Origin of the sequence: Streptomyces sp. NBC_01176 (assembly GCF_045039825.1) — a bacterium.
Classification (GTDB): domain Bacteria; phylum Actinomycetota; class Actinomycetes; order Streptomycetales; family Streptomycetaceae; genus Streptomyces.
Window position 1 is genome coordinate 5,034,460 of sequence record NZ_CP108600.1, and the last position, 26,496, is coordinate 5,060,955.

27 protein-coding genes, 1 pseudogene and 1 riboswitch are annotated in these 26,496 nt (G+C 68.9%); of the genes and pseudogenes, 15 read left to right on the forward strand and 13 right to left on the reverse strand.

What is annotated here, in order from left to right:
- Positions 1-39: 39 nt before the first annotated feature.
- The 3 genes from OG199_RS21665 to OG199_RS21675 all read right to left on the reverse strand — a co-directional run bounded on the left by OG199_RS21665 (position 40) and on the right by OG199_RS21675 (position 2,865).
- A complete protein-coding gene (locus OG199_RS21665; RefSeq protein WP_266700264.1) occupies positions 40-1,071 on the reverse strand; it encodes an alanine racemase in 1,032 nt (343 codons plus the stop codon).
- A 143-nt stretch (positions 1,072-1,214) separates the two neighbouring features.
- Positions 1,215-2,336, reverse strand: coding sequence for a lipid II:glycine glycyltransferase FemX (locus OG199_RS21670; RefSeq protein WP_405830854.1), 1,122 nt, complete (start codon positions 2,334-2,336; stop codon positions 1,215-1,217).
- Between the two features lie 214 nt (positions 2,337-2,550).
- Complete coding sequence (locus OG199_RS21675) at positions 2,551-2,865, reverse strand: hypothetical protein (protein WP_356798130.1); 315 nt, start codon at positions 2,863-2,865, stop codon at positions 2,551-2,553.
- Between the two features lie 301 nt (positions 2,866-3,166).
- On the opposite strand from OG199_RS21675, the gene rpsF reads away from it, so the two are divergent.
- The 4 genes from rpsF (at position 3,167) to rplI (ending at position 4,896) form a co-directional block, all read left to right on the forward strand.
- The gene (gene rpsF, locus OG199_RS21680; protein WP_005482942.1) at positions 3,167-3,457 is read left to right on the forward strand and encodes a 30S ribosomal protein S6; all 291 of its coding nucleotides are present in this window, start codon (positions 3,167-3,169) and stop codon (positions 3,455-3,457) included.
- A gap of 77 nt (positions 3,458-3,534) precedes the next feature.
- Positions 3,535-4,137: a single-stranded DNA-binding protein gene (locus OG199_RS21685; protein ID WP_405830857.1), complete on the forward strand. Its 603-nt coding sequence runs from the start codon at positions 3,535-3,537 to the stop codon at positions 4,135-4,137.
- 57 nt (positions 4,138-4,194) lie between these two features.
- Positions 4,195-4,431 carry a 30S ribosomal protein S18 gene (gene rpsR / locus OG199_RS21690; protein ID WP_003949403.1) on the forward strand — a complete coding sequence of 79 codons (237 nt, stop codon included), beginning with the start codon at positions 4,195-4,197 and terminating at the stop codon, positions 4,429-4,431.
- Positions 4,432-4,449: 18 nt separating this feature from the next.
- A complete protein-coding gene (gene rplI / locus OG199_RS21695; protein ID WP_148009270.1) occupies positions 4,450-4,896 on the forward strand; it encodes a 50S ribosomal protein L9 in 447 nt (148 codons plus the stop codon).
- 193 nt (positions 4,897-5,089) lie between these two features.
- Here the strand turns inward: rplI and OG199_RS21700 are convergent, their stop codons facing one another.
- A complete protein-coding gene (locus OG199_RS21700; protein WP_405830859.1) occupies positions 5,090-6,436 on the reverse strand; it encodes an MATE family efflux transporter in 1,347 nt (448 codons plus the stop codon).
- 450 nt (positions 6,437-6,886) lie between these two features.
- On the opposite strand from OG199_RS21700, the gene dnaB reads away from it, so the two are divergent.
- Positions 6,887-8,362 (forward strand): replicative DNA helicase, encoded by a 1,476-nt coding sequence (gene dnaB, locus OG199_RS21705; protein WP_168529027.1) that lies wholly within the window; start codon positions 6,887-6,889, stop codon positions 8,360-8,362.
- Positions 8,363-8,451: 89 nt separating this feature from the next.
- Positions 8,452-9,837 (forward strand): serine hydrolase domain-containing protein, encoded by a 1,386-nt coding sequence (locus OG199_RS21710; RefSeq protein ID WP_356798124.1) that lies wholly within the window; start codon positions 8,452-8,454, stop codon positions 9,835-9,837.
- Positions 9,838-9,926: 89 nt separating this feature from the next.
- On the opposite strand, the gene OG199_RS21715 is transcribed toward OG199_RS21710, so the two are convergent.
- Positions 9,927-10,379, reverse strand: a complete 453-nt coding sequence (locus tag OG199_RS21715) for a GNAT family N-acetyltransferase (protein ID WP_266700258.1) — start codon at positions 10,377-10,379, stop codon at positions 9,927-9,929.
- Positions 10,380-10,420: 41 nt separating this feature from the next.
- On the reverse strand, positions 10,421-10,879 hold the full coding sequence (locus OG199_RS21720; RefSeq protein ID WP_266700257.1) for a MarR family winged helix-turn-helix transcriptional regulator: 459 nt from the start codon (positions 10,877-10,879) through the stop codon (positions 10,421-10,423).
- Between the two features lie 142 nt (positions 10,880-11,021).
- On the opposite strand from OG199_RS21720, the gene OG199_RS21725 reads away from it, so the two are divergent.
- Both OG199_RS21725 and OG199_RS21730 read left to right on the forward strand, forming a co-directional pair.
- A complete protein-coding gene (locus tag OG199_RS21725) occupies positions 11,022-12,230 on the forward strand; it encodes an MFS transporter (protein ID WP_405830863.1) in 1,209 nt (402 codons plus the stop codon).
- Positions 12,231-12,352: 122 nt separating this feature from the next.
- Positions 12,353-12,778 (forward strand): heme-binding protein, encoded by a 426-nt coding sequence (locus OG199_RS21730; protein WP_351721454.1) that lies wholly within the window; start codon positions 12,353-12,355, stop codon positions 12,776-12,778.
- An 86-nt stretch (positions 12,779-12,864) separates the two neighbouring features.
- On the opposite strand, the gene OG199_RS21735 is transcribed toward OG199_RS21730, so the two are convergent.
- The gene (locus OG199_RS21735) at positions 12,865-13,731 is read right to left on the reverse strand and encodes a GNAT family N-acetyltransferase (RefSeq protein WP_405830864.1); all 867 of its coding nucleotides are present in this window, start codon (positions 13,729-13,731) and stop codon (positions 12,865-12,867) included.
- Positions 13,732-13,884: 153 nt separating this feature from the next.
- Between OG199_RS21735 and OG199_RS21740 the strand changes: the two are divergent.
- Positions 13,885-14,517 (forward strand): annotated as a pseudogene (locus OG199_RS21740) (HAD family hydrolase).
- A 394-nt stretch (positions 14,518-14,911) separates the two neighbouring features.
- A complete protein-coding gene (locus tag OG199_RS21745; protein WP_401807432.1) occupies positions 14,912-16,501 on the forward strand; it encodes a globin domain-containing protein in 1,590 nt (529 codons plus the stop codon).
- 54 nt (positions 16,502-16,555) lie between these two features.
- On the opposite strand, the gene OG199_RS21750 is transcribed toward OG199_RS21745, so the two are convergent.
- From OG199_RS21750 to OG199_RS21770, 5 genes are all read right to left on the reverse strand, one after another.
- A complete protein-coding gene (locus tag OG199_RS21750; RefSeq protein ID WP_356798115.1) occupies positions 16,556-17,038 on the reverse strand; it encodes an NUDIX hydrolase in 483 nt (160 codons plus the stop codon).
- A gap of 136 nt (positions 17,039-17,174) precedes the next feature.
- Positions 17,175-18,080, reverse strand: a complete 906-nt coding sequence (locus tag OG199_RS21755) for a LysR family transcriptional regulator (RefSeq protein ID WP_356798113.1) — start codon at positions 18,078-18,080, stop codon at positions 17,175-17,177.
- 248 nt (positions 18,081-18,328) lie between these two features.
- Complete coding sequence (locus OG199_RS21760) at positions 18,329-19,474, reverse strand: cystathionine gamma-lyase (RefSeq protein ID WP_405830867.1); 1,146 nt, start codon at positions 19,472-19,474, stop codon at positions 18,329-18,331.
- Positions 19,471-19,962 carry a low molecular weight protein-tyrosine-phosphatase gene (locus OG199_RS21765; RefSeq protein WP_405830868.1) on the reverse strand — a complete coding sequence of 164 codons (492 nt, stop codon included), beginning with the start codon at positions 19,960-19,962 and terminating at the stop codon, positions 19,471-19,473. The genes OG199_RS21760 and OG199_RS21765 overlap by 4 nt, the downstream gene beginning before the upstream one ends.
- Positions 19,963-19,971: 9 nt before the next feature.
- Complete coding sequence (locus OG199_RS21770) at positions 19,972-20,355, reverse strand: phage holin family protein (RefSeq protein ID WP_351721446.1); 384 nt, start codon at positions 20,353-20,355, stop codon at positions 19,972-19,974.
- A gap of 79 nt (positions 20,356-20,434) precedes the next feature.
- Here OG199_RS21770 and OG199_RS21775 point away from each other — a divergent pair, with 79 nt between their 5' ends.
- The 4 genes from OG199_RS21775 (at position 20,435) to OG199_RS21790 (ending at position 22,807) form a co-directional block, all read left to right on the forward strand.
- On the forward strand, positions 20,435-20,752 hold the full coding sequence (locus tag OG199_RS21775) for a cupin domain-containing protein (protein WP_405834629.1): 318 nt from the start codon (positions 20,435-20,437) through the stop codon (positions 20,750-20,752).
- A gap of 166 nt (positions 20,753-20,918) precedes the next feature.
- Positions 20,919-21,131, forward strand: a complete 213-nt coding sequence (locus OG199_RS21780; protein ID WP_148009254.1) for a DUF5326 family protein — start codon at positions 20,919-20,921, stop codon at positions 21,129-21,131.
- Between the two features lie 341 nt (positions 21,132-21,472).
- Entirely contained in the window at positions 21,473-22,270 is a 798-nt protein-coding gene (locus OG199_RS21785; RefSeq protein ID WP_356798143.1) for an IclR family transcriptional regulator C-terminal domain-containing protein, read from the forward strand.
- A gap of 99 nt (positions 22,271-22,369) precedes the next feature.
- The gene (locus OG199_RS21790; protein ID WP_356798107.1) at positions 22,370-22,807 is read left to right on the forward strand and encodes an SsgA family sporulation/cell division regulator; all 438 of its coding nucleotides are present in this window, start codon (positions 22,370-22,372) and stop codon (positions 22,805-22,807) included.
- A 62-nt stretch (positions 22,808-22,869) separates the two neighbouring features.
- Here the strand turns inward: OG199_RS21790 and OG199_RS21795 are convergent, their stop codons facing one another.
- Positions 22,870-24,417 (reverse strand): YibE/F family protein, encoded by a 1,548-nt coding sequence (locus OG199_RS21795; RefSeq protein WP_405830871.1) that lies wholly within the window; start codon positions 24,415-24,417, stop codon positions 22,870-22,872.
- 71 nt (positions 24,418-24,488) lie between these two features.
- A riboswitch (TPP riboswitch) is annotated at positions 24,489-24,645 on the forward strand.
- Here OG199_RS21795 and thiC point away from each other — a divergent pair.
- Positions 24,638-26,467 (forward strand): phosphomethylpyrimidine synthase ThiC, encoded by a 1,830-nt coding sequence (thiC, locus tag OG199_RS21800; RefSeq protein ID WP_405830873.1) that lies wholly within the window; start codon positions 24,638-24,640, stop codon positions 26,465-26,467. (Overlaps the previous riboswitch by 8 nt.)
- Positions 26,468-26,496 lie beyond the last annotated feature (29 nt).

A 26,496-nucleotide genomic window follows, 5' to 3' on the forward strand; every position in this document is an offset into this window, starting at 1 on the left:
CTGCTCGCATCTCCCCTGAGGGAGGACGGCGTCCCCGCCTCAGCGCTCGACGACGCGGTCGAACTGCGTGGTCGTGTGCCGCAGATGGGCCACCAGTTCGTCGCCGACCCTCGGCTCCGTGGCGTCGGAGGGCACGAAGAGGATCGAGACCTGCATGTGCGGGGGCTCGGCGAACCAGCGCTGCTTGCCCGCCCAGACGAACGGGGAAAGGTTCCGGTTGACCGTCGCCAGACCGGCCCGGGCGACGCCCTTGGCGCGCGGCATGACGCCGTGCAGCGCCTTCGGGGCCTCCAGGCCCACCCCGTGCGACGTACCGCCCGCCACGACGACGAGCCAGCCGTCCGAGGCCGCCTTCTGCTGCCGGTAGCCGAAACGGTCGCCCTTGGCGACGGGCGTGACGTCCAGGACGGCCCCGCGGTACTCGGTCGCGTCGTGGTCGCCCAGCCACAGCCGCGTACCGATCCGCGCGCGGAACCGGGTCTGCGGGAACTGCTGCTGCAGCCGCGCGAGTTCCTGGGCCTTCAGGTGGCTGACGAACATCGTGTGCAGCGGCAGGCGGGCCGCACGCAGGCGGTCCATCCAGCCGATGACCTCCTCGACGGCGTCCGAGCCGTCGGTACGGTCCAGCGGCAGGTGGATGGCGAAGCCCTCCAGCCGCACGTTCTCGATGGCGGAGTGCAGATGCGGCAGATCCTGCTCGCTGACACCGTGCCGCTTCATCGAGGACATCACCTCGATGACGACACGGGCGCCCACGAGGCCGTACACGCCGTCGATGGACGACACCGAGCGGATGACGCGGTCGGGCAGCGGTACGGGCTCCTCGCCCCGCCTGAACGGCGTCAGGACCAGCAGGTCGCCGCCGAACCAGTCCTTGATCCGGGCGGCCTCGTACGTGGTGCCGACGGCGAGGATGTCGGAGCCGAGGCGGGTGGCCTCGTCCGCGAGCCGTTCGTGGCCGAAGCCGTAGCCGTTGCCCTTGCAGACGGGGACGAGCCCCGGGAACTGCTCGGACACCTGCTTGTGGTGTGCCCGCCAGCGCGCGGTGTCGACGTAGAGCGTGAGCGCCATGGCCGGTCCCGGAACCTTTCTCGTGGCTGCGGTGTATCAGAGGTATGGAAGGAAAGTGTGGCTCATGCGCCGGACCGACCGAGCGACACCGGGCCGGATCAGCGGCTCGGCTGGCTGTTCGGGCCGGCTCGGCGGCAGGACCCTCAGCGGCGGGACATGTAGATGTCGAGCGCCTTGTGCAGCAGCTTGTTGAGCGGGAAGTCCCACTCTCCGAGGTACTCCGCGGCCTGGCCGCCCGTGCCCACCTTGAACTGGATCAGGCCGAAGAGGTGATCGGTCTCGTCCAGCGAGTCGGAGATGCCGCGCAGGTCGTACACCGTCGCCCCCAGGGCGTACGAGTCGCGCAGCATCCGCCACTGCATCGCGTTCGACGGACGGAACTCACGGCCGATGTTGTCCGAGGCGCCGTACGAGTACCAGACGTGTCCGCCGACCACCAGCATCGTCGCCGCCGACAGGTTCACGCCGCCCCGCCGGGCGAGGTAGAGCCGCATCCGGTTGGGGTCCTCGGTGTTGAGGGCCGTCCACATGCGCTGGAAGTACGACAGCGGTCGAGGCCGGAAGTGGTCGCGGATCGCCGTGATCTCGTACAGCCGCTGCCACTCCTCGAGGTCGTGGTAGCCGCCCTGGACGACCTCGACGCCCTCCTTCTCGGCCTTCTTGATGTTGCGGCGCCACAGCTGGTTGAAGTTCTTGTGGACCTCTTCCAGGGAGCGGTTGGCCAGCGGCACCTGGAAGACGTAGCGGGGCTGTACGTCGCCGAAACCGGCGCCGCCGTCCTCGCCCTGCTGCCAGCCCATGCGGCGCAGCTTGTCGGCCACCTCGAAGGCGCGCGGCTCGATGAAGTCGGCCTCGATGTCGCGCAGACGCTTCACGTCCGGGTTCTGGATGCCGCCCTTGATGGAGGTGGCCTCCCAGCGCCGGATGATCACCGGCGGCCCCATCTTCACGGAGAAGGCACCCTGGTGCTTGAGGTGCGCGAGCATCGGCTGCAGCCACTCGTCGAGGTTCGGCGCATACCAGTTGATGACCGGGCCCTCGGGCAGATACGCGAGATAGCGCTTGATCTTGGGCAGTTGGCGGTACAGCACCAGCCCGGCGCCGACCATCTCGCCGCTCCTGCCGTCGAACCAGCCCAGGCTCTCCGAGCGCCACTCGGCCTTCACGTCGGCCCAGGCCGGGACCTGCATGTGGCTAGCCGAGGGCAGGCTCTGGATGTATGCCAGATGCTGCTCTCGGCTGATGGTCCTCAGGGTCAGGCTCATTCGGGGCGCTCCTCGGGCTGGTGTGTCCCCATGGGTACAGGGGCTCCGGCTCTCGCGCCGAAGCCTACTGCGCCCTGCGAGCGCCCCGTCTGGCCGTATGGAACCTGCGTCCTGACCGATGCCCGGTCGGGACGTTTTGGGGTGTTGTGTCACCTGTCGGGGGCCGTGTGGCGGCCGCGGAGTGGTGTCCGGGCCGCCCGGCCGCCTCGCCCCCTCAGCCGATGACGCCGCCGAAGAGGCCGCCGTGTGCCATGCCGAGGAAGAAGCCGATGGCGGAGGCGCCGAGCCCCAGGATCAGCCCGAAGCGCTGCCTGGTCGTCTCCGAGACGAACTGCCCGCCGGCGCCGGTGAAGATGCCCAGCAGCCCCGTCCAGGAGCTGATCAGATGCAGGCTGTCGAACTGTGCCGTGACGAACGCCGTCACTCCGAGCACCAGGGTCACGGCGAGCAGGGTGTCCTGGAGCGGATGGGGCTTGTGGTCGGTGGCGAGCAGGGATCCGGCGGTGTTGGTTCGCACTGTCTGTGCCATAGGGCACCTCCTGCGGAAGGCGGCGCATCGTAGCGCCATACACACCCGATGTGTACAGATTGACGGTGAACCCGGCCGGATTTCAACCCGAAGCGGGTGTGCAGGTACTCTGTACCCTCTGCACCGGTGTCTGCCCAGGCCGCGGCCAGGTCACGACAAGGACTCCCTTTCGGTTCACCGATCACTCGGTGCTTCGAACGGAGCCCGATTGTCAGTGGCGGCCGATACCGTTGCGTACGCATCACAACCCTCCTGCCACGGAACGACCGTGGCCGTTGAGTCCAAAGGAGGTGGGTTCCACATGCGTCACTACGAAGTGATGGTCATCCTCGACCCCGATCTGGAGGAGCGCGCTGTCGCCCCCCTGATCGAGAACTTCCTCTCCGTCGTCCGTGAGGGCAACGGAAAGGTCGAGAAGGTCGACACCTGGGGCCGTCGTCGTCTCTCGTACGAGATCAAGAAGAAGCCCGAGGGCATCTACTCGGTCATCGACCTGCAGGCCGAGCCTGCGGTCGTCAAGGAGCTCGACCGCCAGATGAACCTGAACGAGTCGGTCCTCCGGACCAAGGTCCTCCGTCCCGAGACCCACTGAGCTCTCCAGCTCAGCTGAACTCGGGCATCGAGTAGCAGCACCAGCAGCCAGCAGCAAACCCGCCGAGAGGTTCCCCCATGGCAGGCGAGACCGTCATCACGGTCGTCGGCAATCTTGTAGACGACCCCGAGCTGCGCTTCACCCCTTCCGGTGCGGCGGTCGCGAAGTTCCGTGTCGCGTCCACCCCCCGCACCTTCGACCGTCAGACCAATGAGTGGAAGGACGGCGAAAGCCTGTTCCTGACCTGCTCGGTCTGGCGTCAGGCGGCGGAGAACGTCGCCGAGTCGCTCCAGCGAGGCATGCGCGTCATCGTGCAGGGCCGGCTGAAGCAGCGGTCCTACGAGGACCGTGAGGGCGTCAAGCGCACGGTCTACGAACTGGACGTGGAGGAAGTCGGCGCCAGCCTGAAGAACGCCACGGCCAAGGTCACCAAGACCACCGGCCGCGGCGGTCAGGGCGGTTACAGCGGCGGCGGCAATGGCGGCGGCGGCGGCCAGCAGGGCGGCGGCTGGGGCGGAAGCTCCGGCGGCGGCCAGCAGGGCGGCGGCGGTGCCCCCGCGGACGACCCCTGGGCGACCGGCGCTCCTGCCGGTGGTGGCAACCAGGGCGGCGGTGGCGGCGGCTGGGGCGGAAGCTCCGGCGGTTCCGGCGGCGGCTACTCGGACGAGCCCCCCTTCTAGGCCTTCGGGCCGAGGGTGGGCTGTACCCCCACTTCTTGATCACACAGGAGAAACACCATGGCGAAGCCGCCTGTGCGCAAGCCTAAGAAGAAGGTCTGCGCTTTCTGCAAGGACAAGGTCACGTACGTGGACTACAAGGACACGAACATGCTGCGGAAGTTCATTTCCGACCGCGGCAAGATCCGTGCCCGCCGCGTGACCGGCAACTGCACGCAGCACCAGCGTGACGTCGCCACGGCCGTGAAGAACAGCCGTGAGATGGCGCTGCTGCCCTACACCTCCACCGCGCGATAAGGGAAGGGTGACCGAAACATGAAGATCATCCTCACCCACGAGGTCTCTGGCCTCGGTGCCGCGGGCGACGTCGTGGACGTCAAGGACGGCTACGCTCGCAACTACCTGATCCCGCGGAACTTTGCGATCCGCTGGACCAAGGGCGGCGAGAAGGACGTCGAGCAGATCCGTCGTGCTCGCAAGATCCACGAGATCGCGACCATCGAGCAGGCCAACGAGATCAAGGCCCGCCTCGAGGGCGTCAGGGTCCGCCTGGCCGTTCGCTCCGGCGACGCCGGTCGTCTCTTCGGCTCCGTCACCCCGGCCGACATCGCTTCGGCGATCAAGGCTTCCGGTGGCCCCGAGGTCGACAAGCGCCGCATCGAGCTGGGCTCGCCCATCAAGACCCTGGGCGCCCACGAGACGTCCGTGCGTCTGCACCCCGAGGTTGCCGCCAAGGTCAACATCGAGGTTGTCGCTGCCTGAGTGCAGCGCTCGGCATAGCTGAGAGAAGGGCCGAACCCCTCGGGGCCCGGCCCTTCTTCGTTTCACGTGAAACGGGAGACTTCCCCGGAATCAGGGGTTTCACGTGAAACGCAGGTTCCGTCCTCCGCGGGTTTCACGTGAAACGGGCGGCAGGCCGGATCGATGTACGCATGCGTTCCCTGCGCTCGCTCGGTCAGCGTGTGGCGCCCGTGACGATCCAGCGCCCCGAACGGGAGCGGAGCCACAGGGTCAGCATTCTCAGCGCCATCATCAGTGTCATCGCTGCCCACAGTGCCGTGAGCCCACCACCGAACGCGGGGACCAGCAGTGCGGCGGGCGCGAAGACCGCGAGGGTGAGCAGCATGGCCCACGCCAGATACGATCCGTCCCCCGCGCCCATGAGGACTCCGTCCAGGACGAAGACGATTCCACTGATGGGCTGGGAGACGGCCACCAGGACCAGTGCGGGGAGTGCGGTGTCCTGGACGGCCGGGTCGCTGGTGAACAGCGGGAGGAACAGCGGCCGGGCGACGAAGACCAGCAGGCCGAGGACGACGCCGGAGGCGATGCCCCACTGGACCATGCGGCGGCAGGCCTCGCGGGCGCCCTGAGCATCGTTCGCGCCGAGGTAGCGTCCGATGATCGCCTGCCCGGCGATGGCGATCGCGTCGAGCGCGAAGGCGAGCAGGCTCCACAGGCTCATGATGATCTGGTGGGCGGCGATGTCCGCGTCCCCGAGGCGGGCCGCGACGGCAGTGGCGATCATGAGGATCGCCCGCAGTGACAGTGTCCGCACCAGCAGAGGGGCACCGGCCTGGGCGCCGGCCCGGATGCCGGCGGCGTCCGGCCGTAGCGAGGCCCCGTGCTGCCGGGCTCCGCGTACGACCACGAACAGATACGCCGCGGCCATGCCGAACTGGGCGATGACCGTGCCCCAGGCGGAGCCCGCGATACCCAGTCCGGCACCGTAGACGAGCCCGGCGTTGAGCGCGGCGTTGGCCACGAACCCCGCGACAGCGACATAGAGGGGAGTCCTCGTGTCCTGCAGCCCCCGCAGGACTCCGGTGGATGCGAGGACGATGAGCATCGCGGGGATGCCGAGTGAGGAGATGCGCAGATACGTCGTCGCGTACGGGGCCGCGGTCGGTGAGGCGCCGAAGAGCTCCACCAGGGCGGGGGCCGTGGGCAGGACGGTGACGATGACGACGGTGCCGAGCAGCAGCGCGAGCCAGATGCCGTCCATGCCCTGACGGATCGCGGCTCGCAGATCACCCGCGCCGACCCGCCGGGCGACGGCGGCGGTGGTGGCGTAGGCGAGGAAGACGAAGACGCTGACGGCCGTCACGAGGAGGGCGGAAGCGATACCGAGGCCGGCCAGTTGTGCGGTGCCGAGATGGCCGACGATGGCGCTGTCCGCCATCACGAAAAGAGGCTCGGCGACGAGTGCGCCGAAGGCCGGAACGGCCAGCGCGACGATCTCTCGGTCGTGCCGGCGTCGGGCGGCCTTGGGCGCCGCGGGAGCCTGTGTCATGGGCACCAATCTAATCTTCCACAGGTAAGAGATGCAATGCTGCCATGACCCTTACCTGTTCGGTCGCCGGGCGTGTCGTCGCGCGCCGTTTGCAGGGATCTTGGTCCGGCCGGGAAAGTTTTTCTTCTGCACAGCCGGTGGACGGTGAAAGGCCAGGTCAGAGGTGTTGGAGGGGCCTCGCTGAGGGCTTGTTCACAGGCCTGTCCACCGGGTCGTGCACAGGTTTTGTGGAGTTCTCCACAGCATCTGGGCCGTCGTCCACATGGCCTGTGGATAACCAGATTGGCTGACGGTGCCCGCGGGCCTAACGTGGTGCGGCGCCCGCTCTCTACTCCGCCCTCGGAAACCTCGCAAAACCGACGCGTCAGAACCGGAGTTGGGCCCCTTATTTGTCAGTGCCGTGCCGTAGAAATATTGGGCACGGCTAGGTCCGCTCGGCGGACGGGAGGAGGTGGCCCGGTGAGTATTTCCGAGCCCTTGGACGACCCGTGGGCCGACAGCGGCCCCAGTGATCGTCTGCCCGCTTCCCGTCAGCGCCGCGATACGGGGCGTGCCCGTGACGAACAGCACGACCGCGACCGGGACAACGGGCCGTGGGAAGGCGGGGGCTCGTCCTTCGAGCGCGTACCGCCCCAAGATCTGGACGCCGAACAGTCCGTCCTCGGTGGCATGCTCCTGTCCAAGGATGCCATCGCCGATGTCGTCGAGGTCATCAAGGGCCACGACTTCTACCGGCCCGCGCACGAGACGATCTACACGGCGATCCTCGACCTGTACGCCAAGGGCGAGCCGGCCGACCCGATCACCGTCGCGGCCGAGCTCACCAAGCGCGGCGAGATCACCAAGGTCGGCGGCGCGTCCTACCTCCACACGCTCGTCCAGACGGTCCCGACGGCGGCCAACGCCGAGTACTACGCGGAGATCGTCCACGAGCGCGCGGTGCTGCGTCGCCTGGTCGAGGCCGGTACGCGCATCACGCAGATGGGATACGCGGCCGACGGCGACGTCGACGAGATCGTCAACAGCGCCCAGGCCGAGATCTACGCCGTCACCGAGCAGCGCACCACCGAGGACTATCTGCCGCTCGGCGACATCATGGAGGGCGCCCTCGACGAGATCGAGGCGATCGGGTCGCGGTCGGGGGAGATGACCGGTGTGCCGACCGGCTTCACCGACCTCGATTCGCTCACCAACGGGCTGCATCCAGGTCAGATGATCATCATCGCGGCCCGTCCCGCCATGGGTAAGTCGACGCTCGCGCTGGACTTCGCCCGGGCCTGCTCCATCAAGCACAACATGCCCAGCGTGATCTTCTCCCTCGAAATGGGGCGCAACGAGATCGCGATGCGTCTGCTGTCCGCCGAGGCACGCGTGGCACTGCACCACATGCGGTCCGGCACGATGACCGACGAGGACTGGACCCGGCTCGCTCGCCGGATGCCGGATGTCTCGGCCGCGCCGCTCTACATCGACGACTCTCCGAACCTGTCGATGATGGAGATCCGCGCCAAGTGCCGCCGTCTCAAGCAGCGCAGCGATCTGAAGCTCGTCGTGATCGACTATCTGCAGCTGATGCAGTCGGGCGGCAAGCGGTCCGAGAGCCGGCAGCAGGAGGTCTCCGACATGTCGCGAAACCTGAAGTTGCTGGCCAAGGAGCTGGAGCTGCCGGTGATCGCACTGTCGCAGCTCAACCGTGGCCCCGAGCAGCGCACGGACAAGAAGCCCATGGTCTCCGACCTGCGTGAATCCGGCTCGATCGAGCAGGACGCGGACATGGTGATCCTGCTGCACCGCGAGGACGCGTACGAGAAGGAGTCACCGCGGGCGGGCGAGGCGGACATCATCGTCGGCAAGCACCGTAACGGCCCGACGGCCACGATCACGGTGGCCTTCCAGGGTCATTACTCCCGCTTCGTGGACATGGCACAGACCTGATCCGGTGCCCGGGGCGGCGGCGGAGGGCATCTCTCGGCGTCCGGGGAAATGAACTCGACGTGTGGCGCCGGTGCGGGTGGACTGGGGGTATGACAACACCTCAGGAAGAGCTGCTTCCCGGTACACGCCGGGCTCTGTCGCACCGCATCGCCGTCGCCCAGGCCGACGGGCGGGCACCGTCGTTGGTGGCCGCGGTGGTCCGGGGCGGGCAGACGCTGTGGCACGGATCGCGGACCTCGGTGGACGGGCACGGGCCGGACGAGAACGTGCAGTACCGGATCGGCTCGATCACCAAGACCTTCACCGCCGTGCTGGTGCTGCGACTGCGCGACGAAGGACTCCTGGACCTGAGCGACCCACTGGAGAAGCATCTGCCGGGAACAGGTGCGGGGGAGGCGACCATCGCCCAACTCCTCGCGCACACCGCCGGCCTGGCGGCCGAGACACCCGGCTCCTGGTGGGAACGTACCCCCGGTTCCCTGCGGCCCGAGCTGGCCGATGTCCTCGGCGAGCAGCCCTTCCGCCACCCGGTCGGACGGCTTCATCACTACTCGAACCCGGGCTACACCCTGCTCGGCGCTCTGGTCGAGGAAGTGCGCGGGGCTCCCTGGGAGGAAGTCCTGCGGCGCGAGGTCCTCGAACCCCTGGGCCTGCACCGCACGAGCGGGCTGCCGCAGGCACCTCACGCGGGCGGCTGGGCCGTGCATCCGTGGGCGGACGTCATGATGCCGGAGCCCGCGGAGGATCTCGGCCGGATGGCCCCCGCCGGGCAACTGTGGTCCACCACGGGCGACCTGGCGCGTTTCGCGGTCTTCCTGGTGGAGGGGGACGACCGGGTGCTCAGCGCGGAATCCCTCCGGGAGATGCGGACGCCCGCGGCTCCCCTGGGGGCCGAGGAGTTGGCCTCGGGCGACGCCTACGGGCTGGGCCTGCAGGTGCTGCACCGATCGGGCCGGATTCTCGCGGGCCACTCGGGGTCCCTGCCCGGCTTCATGGCGGCCCTCGTCATCGGTGTACGGGACGACGTGGCGGCCGTGGTCCTGACCAACTGCACCTCCGGCCCGCGACCGCTGACGGTGGCAGCCGATCTCGTGCGCATCGTCGCCGAGGCCGAGCCGCGGATCCCCGAGCCCTGGCGTCCGGCCCCCGAGATCGACCCGTCCGTACTGGAGTTGGCGGGACCCTGGTACTGGGGAACTCAGGGGTGCGCGCTGCATCTCACCGCCGACGGCATGGTCGAGCTGGGCCCGCTGGCAGGTGCCGGCCGCCGTTCCCGCTTCAGGCCGAACGGCGACGGGACCTGGACAGGACTCGACGGCTACTACACGGGGGAGCCGCTGCGGGCCGTACGACGCCCGGACGGGTCCCTGAGTCACCTGGACCTCGGGTCGTTCGTCTTCACGCGTCAGCCGTACGACCAGGGCGCTCCTGTGCCCGGTGGAGTGGATCCCGAGGGGTGGCGCGGTCTCGCATAGGCGTCAATGCGCTGAGAGGCGTCCTGTTTCACGTGGAACAGGACGCCTTGGCGTAGGTGGGACCGCTGGGCCGTTGCGGTCGGGTGCGTTCAGAGCGCCAGTTTGAAACCTACGTGCGAGGCGGTGAAGCCGAGCCGCTCGTAGAAACGGTGGGCGTCGGTGCGACTGGCGTCGGAGGTCAGCTCGACCAACCGGCATTCCTGACGCCGGGATTCATCGACCGCCCACTCGATGATCAGGGTGCCGAGGCCGCTGCCGCGCTCGTCGGTACGCACCCGCACCGCTTCGATGAGAGCGCGGGTGGAGCCTCTGCGGGACAGGCCGGGAATGATGGTGAGTTGCAGGGTGCCGACGACCTGCCCCGCGCGAACGGCGACCACCAGGTGCTGGTTCGGGTCCCCGCTGAGCCGTTCGAGCGCGGCCAGATAGGGGGTCAGATCGTCCGGCGACTCCCGCTGGGCCCCGAGCGCATCGTCGGCGAGCATCGCGACGATGGCGGGAACGTCGTCCGCGACGGCCGGTCGGATCTCAAGATCTCCCATGGCCGCAGCCTATACAGCGCTGGAAAGTCGTCTGCGCTGGGCTATGCGGGCACGCTCGCCGATTCCACGACACGGACCAGCGGTGCCAGCGCGGGGTTCTCGGCCGCTTCGTCGAGTGCCTCGCGCAGCGCGGCGTCGTTGGTGGGCCGTGCCTCGTCGAGCAGCTTCAGACCCGCCTCGCTGACGTTCGTGTAGATGCCGCGGCGGTCGGTCGGGCAGAGGTAGCGGGACAGCAGCCCGCGGTCCTCGAGCCGGGTGACGAGTCGAGTGGTGGCGCTCTGGCTGAGCACGACCGCATCCGCGACCTGCTTCATCTGCAGATGACCGCCCTCGCCGTCGTGCTGCCGGCTGAGCACGTCGAGCAGGGAGTACTCCCGCACGCTCAGGTCGTGCCCGGCCTGCAGGGCGCGCTCGATGTGGGCCTCGATCCTCCCGTGCAGCAGGGAGAGGGCGCACCACCCTTGTGCGAGGGCGGTGAGTGCGGGGTCCGTGGCTGTCATGGCGTGTTCCTCCGTCCCGGAGCGGCTGTCACCAGGGTAGGGCACGGGCGCAATAGTCCGCTCTTGCATTTAACCCGCGTCTGCAACTATTGTGAACGCACGCAAAGCGCCCCTGCAATCGTTTGGGAAGGTGTACCCCACCATGCCTCTCGCGCTTCTGGCCCTCGCGATCGGGGCCTTCGGAATCGGGACCACCGAATTCGTGATCATGGGTGTGCTGCCCGAGGTCGCCGGCGACTTCGGTGTCTCCATCCCCACTGCCGGGCTCCTGGTGACCGGCTACGCCCTCGGCGTCGTGATCGGTGCCCCGATCATGACCGCGCTCGGCACGAAGGTGTCCCGCAAGCGGATGCTCATGCTGCTGATGGGTCTCTTCGTCCTCGGCAACCTGCTCTCCGCCGTGGCGCCGGTCTTCGGACTGATGCTGGTGGGCCGGGTCGTGGCATCTCTCGCCCACGGCGCGTTCTTCGGTATCGGATCGGTGGTCGCCGCCGAGCTGGTCGCGCCCGAGAAGAAGGCCGGCGCGATCGCCATGATGTTCAGCGGGCTCACCATCGCCAATGTCGTGGGTGTCCCCCTGGGCACGCTGATCGGTCAGTCCGCGGGCTGGCGGGTCACCTTCGCGGGCGTGGCCGTGCTCGGCGTGATCGGTCTGCTGGGCGTCGCCAAGCTGGTCCCCGAGATGCCGAAGCCCGAAGGCGTCCACCTCCGCCATGAACTCGCCGCCTTCAAGAACGTCCAGGTCCTGCTGGCCATGGCGATGACCGTGCTCGGCTTCGGCGGCGTCTTCGCGGCCATCACCTACATCGCGCCGATGATGACCCATGTGACCGGTTTCGCGGACAGTTCCGTCACCTGGCTGCTGGTCCTCTTCGGCCTCGGCATGGTCGGCGGGAACCTCATCGGCGGCAGGTTCGCCGACCGGGCGCTGATGCCGATGCTGTACACGTCCCTGGGCGGCCTCGCCATCGTGCTCGCACTGTTCACCGTGACGGCGCACAACAAGATCCTCGCGGCGGTCACGATCGCCCTGATCGGCGCCCTGGGGTTCGCGACCGTGCCGCCGCTCCAGAAGCGCGTCCTCGACCAGGCGCACGGCGCTCCCACGCTGGCCTCGGCCGTGAACATCGGCGCCTTCAACCTCGGCAACGCCCTCTCGGCCTGGCTCGGCGGAATCGTCATCGCAGGGGGCCTGGGCTACACGGCACCCAACTGGGTCGGCGCCGCGCTGGCCGCAGGAGCCCTGGTCCTCGCGGTCCTCTCGGCCGCCCTGGAGCACCGGGCCGATGCACCGGGCGCCGTCGTCGCCGAAGGCGTGCCCAGCGGGCAGCGGACCGCCGTCCACCACTGAGCCCACCGGCTCACCCCCTCACCGCCCCGCCAGGCGGCCACCGGCGACGACTCACCCGTCCCCCGGCCGACCCGGCCGAGTACAGCCCCACAGCCCCACAGCCCCACAAGGAGAAACCCTTCATGAGCACCACTGCCACCGCGGTCGCCCCACTGACCATCCAGGACGCCGAGGTCCTCCTCTCGGCGGCCCGCCGGGCCGCCGAGGCCTCCGGAGTCACGGTCAGCGTCACCGTCCTCGACGCGGGCGGTCATCTGCTCGCCTTCCGGCGCGACGACCGGGCCGTCCTGATCTCCGGCGAGACCAGCACCCGCAAGGCCTACACGGCCCTCCAGCTGGACTCAGCCACCGCCGACCTCGTCGACGCGGTCCAGCCGGGCGGCCTCTTCCACACACTGCCCACCGCACTCGACCGCCCGTTGCTGTTCATCGCGGGCGGTGTGCCGGTCCACCGTGACGGCCGTCTTATCGGCGCCATCGGCGTCGGCGGTGGAGCGCCGGAGCAGGACCACGGCTTCGCCGTCGCCGCCGTGGAGGCTCTCGCCTGATCGCCCTCCGCCGACGTGCCGTCCCTCGCAAGATGCCGGGGGACGGCACGTCCGCGTGGGGACGCCGTTCCGTGTCAGCTGGTTCCTCAGCCCGCCGCCACCGTCAGCGGAGCGAAGCGCCGCGTCCAGTCGCCGGGCAGGTCCGAGATCCCGTATGTCATCACGGCGTTGAAGCCGACGGGTGCGAGGCCGCTCTCCTTCGCCCAGGACAGCAGCTCCTGGTGCCGTACATCGATGTCCGTGCGCAGCGGACGGTCGGTACGGGCGGCCAGCGAGGCGACGAGTGCTTTCGCGGTCTCCGCGTCGCGGGCGATCAGGGGACCCACGACATGGGTGTCCATATTCGGCCAGGCCGCCGCGTACCCGATGATCCGGCCGTTCTCCTCGGCGACGCGCAGCTGGTCGGAGAAGGCGGGAAGGCGCGTGATCACATGCGTGCGGTCGAGACCGAAGACCTCCGCGTCGAGCCGGAGGATCCCGGCAAGATCCTCGGCGCCGGCCGGCCGTGTCGTGACGTCTGGCTCCGGACCGGCGAGGACGAAGTGTCCACGGACCATCTCGGCGCGGCCCGTGACCTTGAAGCCGAGCTCCTCATAGAGCGGCTGCCCATAAGGGGTCGCGTGCAGGGTCAGCGGGGTGAGACCCCTCTCCGCCACCACATGCCGCATCAACCGTCGGCCGACGCCCTGGCGGGCATACCGCTTCGCCACCAGCACCATTCCGATCGCCCCCAGATCAGGCCGACCCGGCGTTCCGTACTCGGTCACGACGCACACGGTGACGAGGCCGCCGTCCGGGGCGTCGATGCCGTATCCCTGCCCTGCCGTCAGAAGCAGACCCCATTTGTGTTCTTCGCGGGGCCATCCCCGGTCCTCGGACAAGTCGGCGCACGCGGTGAGATCGCGGAGCGTCAGACGACGGATGGGCAGAGCAAGGAGGGAAGGTGTCGACACGCAGGTCAGGCTGTCCGACAGATACCCCCGACGTCCACCTGTTTGCCCGCGGACGCATGCGCTTTTGGCCAGGCCGTCCCCGTCAGTAGCGGGCGGGCGCAGACGTTTCACGTGAAACAGCGAAGACCGCTCATGCCAGTAGCCTCGGCTCGCATGGCACGCCTTCACCTCTTCGACCTCGACGGGACGCTGTTGTACGGGAGTTCCGCGCCTCTGGAGATCTCGCGGCAGATCGGCCTGGGGGCCGAGACCCTCGCACTCGAGCACGCAATCTCGACGGGACGCATCGGCCCGCCGGAATACGCCACGCAGGTGTACGCCTTGTGGGCGCAACTCACGGACGGGCACGTGGCTGCGGCTTTCGAACAAGCGCCCTGACTGTCCGGCAGCGAGGACGTCTGGGCCGAGATCAGAGACAACGGGGACTACTGCGCCGTCGTCTCGCTCTCACCCTCCTTCTTCGTCGAGCGGCTGACGAGGTGGGGCGCGCACGCGGCGTACGGCTCGCGCTACCTCGCCCTGCCCTTCGCCGAACCCGTCGATCTCGCCGGCATGCTGAGTGCCGCGGCGAAGGTGCAGATCGCGAACCGGCTCTGTGAAGAGTTCGGGGTGAGGTGGACCGACTGCGTCGCCTACGGCGACTCGCTCTCGGACAAGGGCCTGTTCGAGGCGGTGCCGAGGTCCGTCGCCATCAACGCGGACCGGCATCTGGCAGGTATCGCCACACACTCCTACATGGGACGGAGCCTGTGGGATGCCTATGAATTGGTCCGACGAGCCCTGTAATCAAAGCAATTGATGGGGAGTCCCTCGTTCGATCACTTCGAGGGAAGAGCGGACTTGTCTGTGGGGCGACTGCCGGTATGGTCGACTCCGGTTCGGGTCGCCGCGATGTGCGGGCATGTCGTGAGGCGTGAACGCAGGCCAATGCAGCGTAACGGGACGGAAAGATCGAGACCCGAATTTTCCGTTATGCGGACGGGCGTTGACGCGGAGTGGGATGCTGCGGTGAGGGCGATGCGGTCAATGTCACATTCTCGCCTTACTTGTCCGCGCTGAGCGGAAGCCTGGATTGAATGTGGCCGCATTGGTCAGAGGACTGAACGGGGCAGGAGAGCAAGCCGTCTACGGGGGAAAGCAGGCATCTTCCGAACACGGAAGTGCATAGACCGACCGAAAGATGTTCGAGGCGAGGCACAGTATGGACGCTCCGACCACCACGTCGGCCGACAAGGGCACTTCCGGAGGAAATGGCGGGAGCGGCTGGTTCACCCCGCGCAAGGAACCGGAGCCGACGCCCGCCGACAGAGAGCGGGAAACCGAGGGGGCCAGCCGGCTGGCCGCGCTGCGCCCCGTGGGCCGCTCCACGGAGCCCGGACCGGCGGAAGGAAGCCCTGGGCGGCATGGGCGCCGCGTCGGCGAGGAGACGGGCACGCAGACACGAATATCCGCTCCTGAGGACGCGCCGCCCACGGCCGCGCCCCAGGAAGCGCCCGAGGCCGTCCAGGACGCTCTCCCGCCCTTCCAGGCACCGCCGACGCGTGCACCGCGGACCGTGCCTCCCACGGAGCCCCCCGCGGACCGGAACCCCGGCCCCGCGCAACCGGGACCGATCCGTCCGGTGCCCGCGGGAAGGCCCGCCGCAGTCGCGGAACCGTCCCCCGACGCCGTGCTCATCCGTCGGACCATGGCCGAGGTCGGCCCCGTCGCCGACAAGGTCACCTCGTACTTCTACGCGCTGCTCTTCGTGCGGCACCCGGATCTCCGGTCGCTGTTCCCCGCCGCGATGGACACCCAGCGGGACCGCCTGCTCAAGGCACTGCTCACCGCCGCCGAGCACATCGACAACACCCCGGTTCTCATCGACTATCTGCAGAATCTCGGGCGCGGACACCGCAAGTACGGCACCCGGCCCGAGCACTACCCGGCCGTGGGCGAGTGCCTCATCGGCTCGCTCAGCCGCTTCGGCTCGGCGGTCTGGGACGCTGAGACCGAGGCGGCCTGGGTCCGCGCGTACACGACCATCTCCCAGGTCATGATCGACGCGGCGTCCTCGGACGAGCTGCGTGCCCCGGCCTGGTGGTACGCCGAGGTGGTCGCGCACGACCTCAGGACCCCTGACGTCGCCGTCATCACCGTCCGGCCCGACCAGCCGTATCCTTTCCTCGCCGGGCAGTACACGAGCCTCGAGACGCCGTGGTGGCCCCGGATCTGGCGGCACTACTCGTTCGCCTCCGCGCCCCGTTCCGACGGACTGCTGTCCTTCCACGTGAAGGCGGTTCCGGCGGGGTGGGTGTCCAACGCCCTGGTGCACCGCGCCCGTCCCGGAGACATCATCCGTCTCGGGCCGCCCGCCGGATCGATGACCGTCGACCACAGCAGCGACAGCGGACTGCTCTGTCTGGGCGGCGGCACCGGCATCGCGCCCATCAAGGCGCTGGTCGAGGATGTCGCCGAGCACGGGGAGAGGCGCCCGGTCGAGGTCTTCTACGGTGCCCGCACCGATCACGACCTGTACGACATCGACACGATGCTGCGGCTTCAGCAGAGCCACCCCTGGCTCGCCGTCCGTCCGATCGTCGACCACCAGGCCCATCTGCACCTGCCTGACGCGGTGCGCGAGTACGGGCCGTGGAACGAGTACGACGCCTATCTCTCCGGGCCGCCGGGCATGATCCGCAGCGGGATGGACGTGCTGAGGGACGCCGGCATCCCGTCGGACCGCATCCGCCACGACTCGGTCGAGGAACTCGTCGGGGCCGGGGACTGATCCGAGGGCGAGCCCGGCCGAGAGTGAGCGCGAGAGCCGTGCGGCTGGAGGGCGTCAGCCCAGGTCGGGCGCGTGCATGGCCCGTACGCCTTCGATGTTCCCGTCGAGATAGTGGCGCAGGGACAGCGGGACGAGGTGGACGGAGGCGATACCGACCCGGGTGAACGGCACCCGTACGATCTCGTACTCGCCACAGGGCTCGTCGATCTCGGGGCCGTGCCGCAGGGCCGGATCCATGGATCCCAGGCGGCAGACGAAGAAGTGCTGCACTTTCACACCGGTGGCGCCGCCGTCATCGCCGATGTGCTCGACGGTGTCGACGAAGCAGGGCACCACATCGGTGACCTTGGCGCCGAGTTCCTCGTGGACCTCACGGTGAAGTGCCTCGACGACAGTCGTGTCCTCCGGTTCGACCCCGCCACCCGGTGTGAGCCAGTAGGGATCGACACCAGGCTTGGTGCGTTTGATCAGAATCAGGTCGTCGCCATCGAGCAGGATGGCTCGGGCGGTGCGCTTGACCACGGGTCGGACGGTCATGGGAGAAATGTGGCCCGACAGGTTCCACGTGAAACATCGTGGAGCCTTGAGGGCCCCAGGAGGGCTCTCGGAGAGGGCCTCCGTACGAGCACCTGGGGAGTTTGCCCGGCCCGGCCCGGCCCGGCCCGGCCCGGTCTCAGGTCCAGTCCACCGCGGCCCGCAACAGCCATTCGTATGCCCGAGCGATGTGCGGCATGGCCAGCGTGCCGGTGCGGACCACCAGAAAGTACGTACGCAGTGGAGGGACCACCGGGTCGAGGAGCGCCACGACGTCTCCGCGCTCCAGGGCCTCGGCACACAGATACCGCGGTAGCACCGCGAGTCCCGCGCCCGTGGCGGCGCAGGCGAGCACGGCTCGCAGGTCGGGGACGACCACCGTGCCCGAGGCGGCCGGACGGGAGTCGAAGACAGAGGCCCAGTAGCGGGCGACGAGCGGCAGTGACTCGTGGACCTCGACCACGGGGAAGCTGTCCAGGACCGGCGAGCCCTTGCGGCGGAGCTTTCCGGGGTTGATGCGGGCGGCCCAACGCGGAGCTGCCACCAGGACGTGCTCCTCGTCGCAGAGCGGGGTCGCGGTGAGCAGGGCGCCGCGCGGACGGGCCGTGGTGATGGCCAGATCGTGGTGGCCGGCGGCCAGCCCCTCCAATGTCTCCTCGGCGTTGCCGAACGAGGCGCGCAGCGCGAACCCCTGTCCGTCGTCGCCCGTCAGCTCGGTCAGGGCCGGCAGCGCCCGCTCGGCGGTGAACTCCGGCGGCCCGGCGAGATGCAGGGTACGCAGCGACGAGTCCTCGTCGAGTCCGGCCTCGGCGATCTCCACCAGGGCGTCGAGGTGGGGTGCGGCCTTGTGCGCGAGTTCGTCGCCGATCGTCGTGGGCGTCACTCCGCGGGCCTGGCGCAGAAAGAGCGGCCTTCCCAACTGCCGCTCCAGGGTGCGGATCTGCGAGGTGACGGCAGGCTGGGAGAGGCCGAGCAGTGCGGCGGCGCGAGTGAAGGAACCGGCCCGGTGCACGGTCACGAACGTCCGCAGCAGGGCCAGATCCATGGTGCCCCTCCTTTCCCAGCACCCTCGACCAGGCCCCAACTATAAATAAGTCGATAGGTCTCTGTCGCTACTGTGATTGGACACTGACACAGAGTCAACTAGCCTTGTTCGCGCGGTTCTTAGCGCAAAGAACCGGGGCGGTCCGAGCCACGAGGGGGGAGGCTCGGACCGCCCGTCATGCGGGGTCAGTGCTGTCGCGGACGGTCGAACGCACGGCGCAGCCTACTCACCGACCGCTCAGCAAGAGGTCAGTCCGCGGACTCGTCGAGTGCGCGGAGTACGTCCGCGACCAGGTCCTCCGGGTCCTCGGCGCCGGCCGAGAGACGGATGAAGCCCTCCGGCACCGCGTCGCCGCCCCATCGACCACGCCGCTCGGCGGTGGACCGCACTCCTCCGAAGCTTGTCGCGTCGTCCACCAGACGCAGGGCGTCGAGGAACCGGTCGGCACGCGCGCGCGTGGACAGGGTGAAGGAGACCACACATCCATAGCGCCGCATCTGCTGCGAGGCGATCTTGTGGGAGGGGTCGTCGGGCAGGCCCGGATAGCGCAGTCCCGTCACCTCGGGCCTGCCCCGCAGCGCCTCGGCGATGACCAGGGCGTTGGCGTTCTGCCGGTCGGCGCGCAACTGGAGCGTGGCCAGCGAGCGGTGGGCCAGCCAGGCCTCCATGGGGCCGGGGATCGCCCCGACGATCTTCCGCCAGCGCCGCACGGGCGCCATCGCACCGGCGTCGAGCGCGGTGACGTATCCCAGGAGGATGTCCCCGTGCCCGGTGAGCATCTTGGTCCCGCTGGCCACCGAGAAGTCGGCTCCCAGCTCCAGCGGGCGCTGCCCGAGCGGGGTGGCCAGGGTGTTGTCGACGGCGACGAGGGTGCCCTGAGCGTGGGCCGCCTCGACGAGCCGCCGTACGTCGCACACGTCGAGCCCCGGGTTCGAGGGGGTCTCGATCCACAGCAGCTTCGCGCCGTCGAGGACGTCGAGCTGAGCGTCACCGCGGGTCGGCGCGGTGCGCACCTCGATGCCGTACGCGGTGAGCTGCTCGCGCACCAGCGGCAGCACCTGGTAGCCGTCGTCGGGCAGGACCACCACGTCCCCGGCCCGCAGCTGCGAGAAGAGCACCGCCGAGATGGCGGCCATCCCGGAGGGGAAGGCGAGCGTGGTCACGCCCTCCTGTCCCGGTGCCTCCAGTTCGCCGATGGCACGCTCCAGAAGCGTCCAGGTCGGGTTCTCGTCACGGCCATAGGTGTACGGGCCGGTCGGATCACCCGGCAGATGGAAGTGCGCGGCGAAGACCGGCCCCGGCAGGGTCGGCTCGTGTTTGACGGGTTCGGGCAGTCCCGCCCGTACCGCTCGTGTGCCGTCGCCGCTTCCCGTGACGAAATCCCCTGACGTCATGCCGCGCGTCCCTCCAGTTCCTGCTGAACAGCGGCGAGCAACCCATGGCTCGCCGCCTCCACCATCTCAAGACACTCCTCGAAATCGTCCAGGCGTCCGTAATACGGATCGGGGACGTCCGGATCGTCGCCCGCCGTGGGGTCGTACGACCGCAGCAGGCGGACCTTGTCCGCGTCCTCGGGAGTGGGCGCGAGACGGCGCAGGTCCCGCAGGTGGCCGGAGTCGAGGGCGATGACGAGGTCGAGACGGGAGAACCACGCGGCACGGAACTGGCGGGCCGTGTGGTCACTCCCGTAGCCATTGGCGCCCAGCACGGTGACGGTGCGGGAGTCCGCGCCGTCACCCTCGTGCCAGCCGCCGGTGCCCGCGCTGTCGACCTCGACCACGCCGTCGAGTCCGGCCTCTTCTATGCGAGCGCGGAAGACGGACTCGGCCATGGGGGAGCGGCAGATGTTGCCGGTGCAGACGAAGCAGACGCGATAGGACATGGGGCTCTCTCAGTCGTTGTCGCCGTCAGGGAGGACCACATTGAGCGCCCAGGACACCACCGAGATGATCAGGCCGCCCAGGACGGCCGTCCAGAAGCCCTCGACGTGGAAACTCAGGTCCAGCTTGTCGGCCAGCCACGAGGTGAGCAGCAGCATCAGGGCATTGACCACCAGCGTGATCAGGCCGAGTGTGAGAATGAACAGCGGGAAGGTCAGGATCTTCACCACTGGCTTGACCAGGAAGTTCACCAGTCCGAAGACCAGTGCGACGAGCAACAGCGTGACGATCTTCTTGCCGGTGCTGTTGCCTGTCAGGGTGATCTTGTCGAGGACCCACACGGCGACGGCCAGGGCCCCGGCGTTGGCGATCGTCTTGACTACGAAATTCTTCATGTGTCTGATCGTGGCAGAAGAGATCGACTGGCGAGACGGGCTGTGGACAGCCCGCGGAGCACGGGAGCGGACGAGCGCGATGAAGGCATTCCGGCTGGACGAACTGGAGGCGGAGCGCGCCGCCAACGACGGCGCCTATCTGCAGTTCCTGCGCGAGCGGTACATGTCGGTCGGCCTGTACGCCCTCGACGCGGGTGAGCGTGACTCCCAGCGGCCCCACCAGCAGGACGAGGTGTACTTCGTGGTGAGCGGCCGGGCCGCGATCACGGTCGGCCTGGAGACCACGCAGGTGGCGCGCGGCAGCGTCGTCTACGTCCCCGCGGGCGTCGCCCACAAGTTCCACCACATCACCGAGGACCTGCGGGTGCTGGTGGTGTTCTCTCCGCCGGAGAGCTGATCCCGGTCTCAGGGTTCCCTAGGGGAACGGTCAGGGGAGGACAAGGGGTGCGAGACGCCCGCAGGTCCCCTTCTGGGCCCTAGCATCGGACCCAGGACAGTCGGAGAACCCGGAATCGGAGTCCCGGACTTGGGACGACGGGCGAAGAGAGGCAAGGACAAGGGCGATGCGAGAGATCTTCAACGGGATGCCGTGGTGGGTGAAGTGGATCGCGGTGCCGGTCATCGCTCTGGTCGTGTTCGGCACGGTGATAGTGAGTGTGCTCACCGTGGTGATCGGCCTGCTCTTCAAGGCGCTGGTCTTCGTCGCGCTCGTCGGCGGGCTGATCTACGTGGTGCGCAAGTTCACGTCGAGTTCGTCCTCCCGCGGCGACTGGTGACGCACAACCGGGTGAGTCGCGGGTAACGGGCAGGTGGGCAAAGGGAACCCCAGGTTCCCTCGCCCGAGGGAAGTTTTCCGGCGGGGCCGTCTGCGAGCGGTGGCAGGCGGTTAAAGTCCGGAATTCGACGCGGGGCCGACCCCCCGCGGGCAGCGCACAGCCCCCTCCCGTGTCCCCCCGCACGGGCGGTTCCCCTCGCGCTTCGGGAGTGCCCCTTGGCCACGGTTGACACCGCACCCACAGAATCACTCACTCCACCCGTCCAGCGGTCCAGTGTCTCCGCCGCGTCCTACGTCCCGCCGGCCCAGCCGCGCACGTCACCGGGGGAGATCCGTGCCCCCTTGCCGGCCGCGCGCACCGATCGGCTGGGGGCCGCGGCCTCGGAGCCCCACCCCACGACCCTGATCGGCTCCGTGCAACGGGCGATGCGTCTCCTGGAGGCCGTCGCCGCGCGCGAGCACGGGGCGCCCGCGAAACAGCTGGCCCGGGAGGCCGGGCTCGCGTTGCCCACGGCCTACCACCTGCTGCGCACCCTGGTCCACGAGGGCTATCTCTGCCGGGAGAAGGGGCTGTTCTTCCTCGGTGAGGCCGCCGAGCGGTTGAGCAGCAGCGGAGCCCAGCAGAAACGTCGCAGCATGGTGAGCGACGCGCTCGCCCGGTGGCGCGACTCGATCGGTGCGCCGGTGTACTACGCCGTCTACCGCGACGGCGAGATCGAGGTCATGTGCGTCGCGGACACCCCGGGGAATCCGGCGGTGGAGGAGTGGGCCGACTTCAGGGAGACCGGGCACGCCCACGCGGTCGGCAAGTGTCTGCTGTCCCAGCTCGACGAGAGGGCCCGCCGGGATCACCTCGACCGCTATCCCGTGCAGTCGCTCACTCCGTACACGGTGCGTGACAACGCCGGCCTGCTGCGGCGTCTGGAGCGGACGGGACGGATGGACCCCGTCACCGAGCGCCAGGAGTACGCGCTGGGAACGGTGTGTGCCGCTGTGCCGATCACCGCGGGGGCAACCGCCGCGACCGTGGCCATCTCCCTCCCTGTTCACCAGGCCGACCGGCTGCTGCCGGCGGTACGACAATTGCAAGGTGAGATCGGCAGACTACTGGGGACACTCGCGATCTCTATCAGCATCTGAAAACTCACTCCTTGTGATCTCTTGTGTACGTTGAGCAAGATTCCAGCAGTGTCAGGGGGACGATTCCTGGCCAGTCGATGGCAAACGACGGGGTAGGCGATGCGCGAGTCGGTACAGGCAGAGGTCATGATGAGCTTCCTCGTGTCGGAGGAGCTGTCCTTCCGCATCCCGGTGGAGCTGCGCTACGAGACCTGTGATCCCTACGCCGTGCGGCTGACCTTCCACTTGCCCGGCGACGCGCCCGTGACCTGGGCCTTCGGGCGGGAGCTGCTGATCGACGGCGTGGGCCGGCCGTGCGGCGACGGCGATGTGCACATCGCGCCCGCCGATCCGGAGGCGTTCGGCGAGGTACTGATCCGGCTCCAAGTGGGCGGCGACCACGCGCTGTTCCGATCCGGCGCGGCGCCGCTGGTGGCGTTCCTCGACCGTACCGACAAGCTCGTACCGCTGGGGCAGGAGCGCTCCCTCGCGGATTTCGACACCCACCTCGACGAGGCTCTGGACCGCATCCTGGCGGAGGAGCAGAGCGCGGGCTGAAGCATTTCCCGCACTCGCGTGGAGGAACGCTTCCGCACGCCCGGGGCGGGCGCTCGGCGGCCTCAGTGCTTGCGGCGACGACCCTTGCCGCCCCGGACCGTCCCCCGGCCCCCCGAGGAGGGCTCAAGGACGGGCGTCACGGGCCCTGTGGCCGCCGTGAGGCCGCCCTGCGTCCCGGGGCGGTCCGCCGAGACCACCAGGGCCGCCAGCGCGGTGGTGACCGGCACCGAGGCGACCAGACCGATCGAGCCGACCAGGGTGCGCACGATCTCCTCGGCGACCAGTTCGCTGTTGGCGACCGCGCCGACGCTGCTCTGAGCGATCGAGAAGAGCAGCAGCAGCGGCAGCGCGGCACCCGCGTACGCCAGGACGAGCGTGTTGACGACCGACGCGATGTGGTCGCGGCCGATCCGGATGCCCGCGCGGTACAGGCCGCGTCGGCCCATGGTGGGATTGGCCTCGTGCAGCTCCCAGACCGCCGAGGTCTGCGTCACCGTCACATCGTCGAGCACGCCGAGCGAACCGATGATCACGCCCGCGAGCAGCAGACCGCTCATGTCGATGGACGGGTACAGGCCGTGGATCAGACCGGTGTTGTCGTCGGTGTTGCCGGTCAGGGCCGCCCAGCCGATGAACACCGAGCCGAGCACACCGATCAGCACCAGCGAGAGCAGGGTGCCGAGGACGGCCACCGACGTACGGGCCGACAGGCCGTGGCACATGTAGAGCGCGATCAGCATGATGGCGCTCGCCCCGACCACCGCCACGACGAGCGGATTCGCGCCCTCCAGGATGGCGGGCAGGATGAAGAACGTCAGGATGAGGAAACTGACGGCCAACGCGATCAGCGCCATGAGGCCACGCATCCGGCCCACCACCACGACGGCCAGCGCGAAGATCCCGGCGAGCAGCGCCATCGGGAACCTCCGGTTCACGTCGGTGACCGAGTACTGCAGATCCTTGGGCGCCGAGGGCTCGTACGCGACGACGACCTTCTCGCCCTGGTGCAACTGTCGTGACTGGTCGGGCTGGACGATCTCCGTGAAGGTACGGCCCTTGTCCTTGCCGCTGTCCACCCGGATCGTCGCCTTCTTGCACTCGCCCGTCGCCTGCTGCCGGCCGGAGGAACCCGCGGCGGTGGAGGCGTCGCCGGCCTGGGTGCCCCCCGAGGCGTTCACCGACTTGCAGTCCACCTGGACGATCTCGGTGACCGTCGCTTGCTGGCTCTGCCGGTCGAAGCCGACACCCGTGCGCTCGTGCGACGGGGCGCCGCCGGGCCAGAGCACCACGAGGCCCACGACGACCGCCGCGGCGAAGGGAATCAGTACGGCCGCGATGACCTTGCGCAGATGCTTGGAGACGGGCGCGGCGGGGCCATGACTGTGACTGTGCGAGTGCCCCGTCCCCGGAAGGGTGCCCGGCCCCTGCTCGTGCCCGTCACCCGGTCCGTGCCCGCTCCCTGGACCGTTGCCACCATCCGACCCGTGCCCGTGCCCGTGCCCTTGCCCGTTGCCGTGCCCGCGGCCGTTTCCTGAGCCATGGCCGTCGCCGGGGCCGGAGCCACGGCGCGGCTCGGACGGCGGGAACGGGGGCTGCTGCATCGTGGTCACCGACCGATCATCGCAAGAACGGCGAGGGCCCTCTGTTCACCGCGCCAGATATGACGCTAGCGTGGAGGCACCTTTGCACACGCGGGAGCTCGGAGCACCGGGCTGAGAGGGCGCTGACCTCCGTCCCAGCGATGTTTCACATGAAACATCGGCAGACGGAAGCCGCTGCGTCGACCGCTGAACCTGTTACCGGGTAATGCCGGCGTAGGGAGTAGGTCTCATGACCAACAAGGACGTACGCACGCTTGCCTCCAGCCAGACGGACGGGCCGTCGGCCACGTCCCCGGGTGGACAGCCCCAGGGGGCCGGGCAGTCCATCGGGTGGCACAAGGCATACGTCGGGGGTTCGCGCCCCGACCTGCGGGTGCCGGTCCGTCAGGTGCACCTCACCAACGGGCAGTCCGTCTCGCTGTACGACACCTCCGGCCCGTACACCGATCCGACCGTCGACACGGACGTGCGCAGGGGACTCGCTCCGCTGCGTGAGCACTGGATCGTCGCTCGGGGCGACACCGAGGAGTACGCGGGCCGTCCGGTCCGCCCCGAGGACGACGGGATCAAGCACACCTCACCGCGCGGGGGCCTCCGCAACCTTGACGCGGTCTTCCCGGGCCGGCCGCGCCAGCCGCGCCGGGGCCGCCCCGGAGAGGCGGTCACCCAGCTCGGGTACGCCCGCCGCGGCGAGATCACACCCGAGATGGAGTTCGTGGCGGTCCGCGAGAACGTCGACCCCGAGGTCGTCCGCGAGGAGATCGCCGCGGGCCGCGCGGTGCTGCCCGCGAACGTCAACCACCCGGAGATCGAGCCGATGATCATCGGTAAGCGGTTCCTGGTGAAGGTCAACGCCAACATCGGCAACTCCGCGGTGACCTCCTCGATCGAGGAGGAGGTCGAGAAGATGACCTGGGCGACCCGCTGGGGCGCCGACACGGTCATGGACCTGTCCACCGGCCGCAACATCCACACCGCGCGGGAATGGGTGCTGCGCAACTCCCCCGTCCCCATCGGCACGGTGCCCCTCTACCAGGCGCTGGAGAAGGTCGACGGCCGTGCCGAGGAACTGACCTGGGAGATCTACAAGGACACGGTCATCGAACAGGCCGAGCAGGGCGTGGACTACATGACGGTCCACGCGGGCGTGCGTCTGCCGTACGTACCGCTCACCGCGAACCGCAAGACCGGCGTCGTCTCGCGCGGCGGCTCGATCATGGCGGCCTGGTGCCTGGCACACCACAGGGAGTCGTTCCTCTACGAGAACTTCGAGGAACTCTGCGAGATCCTCGCCGCGTACGACGTCACGTACTCGCTCGGCGACGGGTTGCGGCCCGGTTCGATCGCGGACGCCAACGACGCTGCGCAGTTCGCCGAGTTGAGGACGCTCGGGGAACTCAACACGATCGCGAAGCGTTTCCATGTACAGACGATGATCGAGGGCCCGGGACATGTCCCGATGCACAAGATCAAGGAGAACATCGACCTTCAGCAGGAGATCTGCGATGAAGCTCCGTTCTATACGCTCGGCCCGCTGACGACGGACGTCGCGCCGGCGTACGACCACATCACCTCCGGCATCGGTGCCGCGATGATCGCCTGGTGGGGCACGGCCATGCTCTGCTACGTCACGCCCAAGGAGCACCTGGGTCTGCCCAACCGTGACGACGTCAAGACCGGCGTCATCACCTACAAGATCGCCGCGCACGCGGCGGACCTCGCCAAGGGACACCCGGGCGCGCAGGAATGGGACGACGCGCTGTCCGACGCCCGCTTCGAGTTCCGCTGGGAGGACCAGTTCAACCTGGCCCTCGACCCCGACACGGCCCGCGAGTTCCACGACGAGACGCTGCCGGCCGAGCCCGCCAAGACGGCGCACTTCTGCTCCATGTGCGGCCCGAAGTTCTGCAGCATGAAGATCAGCCAGAGCATCGCGGAGCAGTTCGGTGGTTCCGCGGCCGAGGGGGCTTCGCCCGAGGAGATCGCTGAGGGGATGCTCCAGAAGTCGAAGGAGTTCGCGGCGAGCGGGAACCGGGTGTACCTGCCGCTGGCGGACTGACGCCCCGGACGTTCCGGCGAAGTGGTGCT

Coding starts and splice junctions, on each gene's coding strand:
- OG199_RS21670 (WP_405830854.1), bottom strand. CDS start 2,336: ATGAGCCTGACCCTGAGGACCATCAGCCGAGAGCAGCATCTGGCATAC.
- OG199_RS21770 (WP_351721446.1), bottom strand. CDS start 20,355: ATGAAGAATTTCGTAGTCAAGACGATCGCCAACGCCGGGGCCCTGGCC.
- OG199_RS21730 (WP_351721454.1), top strand. CDS start 12,353: ATGAGCACCACTGCCACCGCGGTCGCCCCACTGACCATCCAGGACGCC.
- OG199_RS21775 (WP_405834629.1), top strand. CDS start 20,435: ATGAAGGCATTCCGGCTGGACGAACTGGAGGCGGAGCGCGCCGCCAAC.
- thiC (WP_405830873.1), top strand. CDS start 24,638: ATGACCAACAAGGACGTACGCACGCTTGCCTCCAGCCAGACGGACGGG.
- OG199_RS21760 (WP_405830867.1), bottom strand. CDS start 19,474: ATGACGTCAGGGGATTTCGTCACGGGAAGCGGCGACGGCACACGAGCG.
- rpsR (WP_003949403.1), top strand. CDS start 4,195: ATGGCGAAGCCGCCTGTGCGCAAGCCTAAGAAGAAGGTCTGCGCTTTC.
- OG199_RS21780 (WP_148009254.1), top strand. CDS start 20,919: ATGCGAGAGATCTTCAACGGGATGCCGTGGTGGGTGAAGTGGATCGCG.
- OG199_RS21755 (WP_356798113.1), bottom strand. CDS start 18,080: ATGGATCTGGCCCTGCTGCGGACGTTCGTGACCGTGCACCGGGCCGGT.
- OG199_RS21790 (WP_356798107.1), top strand. CDS start 22,370: ATGCGCGAGTCGGTACAGGCAGAGGTCATGATGAGCTTCCTCGTGTCG.
- OG199_RS21710 (WP_356798124.1), top strand. CDS start 8,452: ATGACAACACCTCAGGAAGAGCTGCTTCCCGGTACACGCCGGGCTCTG.
- OG199_RS21750 (WP_356798115.1), bottom strand. CDS start 17,038: ATGACCGTCCGACCCGTGGTCAAGCGCACCGCCCGAGCCATCCTGCTC.
- OG199_RS21725 (WP_405830863.1), top strand. CDS start 11,022: ATGCCTCTCGCGCTTCTGGCCCTCGCGATCGGGGCCTTCGGAATCGGG.
- OG199_RS21675 (WP_356798130.1), bottom strand. CDS start 2,865: ATGGCACAGACAGTGCGAACCAACACCGCCGGATCCCTGCTCGCCACC.
- OG199_RS21765 (WP_405830868.1), bottom strand. CDS start 19,962: ATGTCCTATCGCGTCTGCTTCGTCTGCACCGGCAACATCTGCCGCTCC.
- OG199_RS21665 (WP_266700264.1), bottom strand. CDS start 1,071: ATGGCGCTCACGCTCTACGTCGACACCGCGCGCTGGCGGGCACACCAC.
- OG199_RS21745 (WP_401807432.1), top strand. CDS start 14,912: ATGTTCGAGGCGAGGCACAGTATGGACGCTCCGACCACCACGTCGGCC.
- rpsF (WP_005482942.1), top strand. CDS start 3,167: ATGCGTCACTACGAAGTGATGGTCATCCTCGACCCCGATCTGGAGGAG.
- OG199_RS21685 (WP_405830857.1), top strand. CDS start 3,535: ATGGCAGGCGAGACCGTCATCACGGTCGTCGGCAATCTTGTAGACGAC.
- rplI (WP_148009270.1), top strand. CDS start 4,450: ATGAAGATCATCCTCACCCACGAGGTCTCTGGCCTCGGTGCCGCGGGC.
- OG199_RS21720 (WP_266700257.1), bottom strand. CDS start 10,879: ATGACAGCCACGGACCCCGCACTCACCGCCCTCGCACAAGGGTGGTGC.
- OG199_RS21715 (WP_266700258.1), bottom strand. CDS start 10,379: ATGGGAGATCTTGAGATCCGACCGGCCGTCGCGGACGACGTTCCCGCC.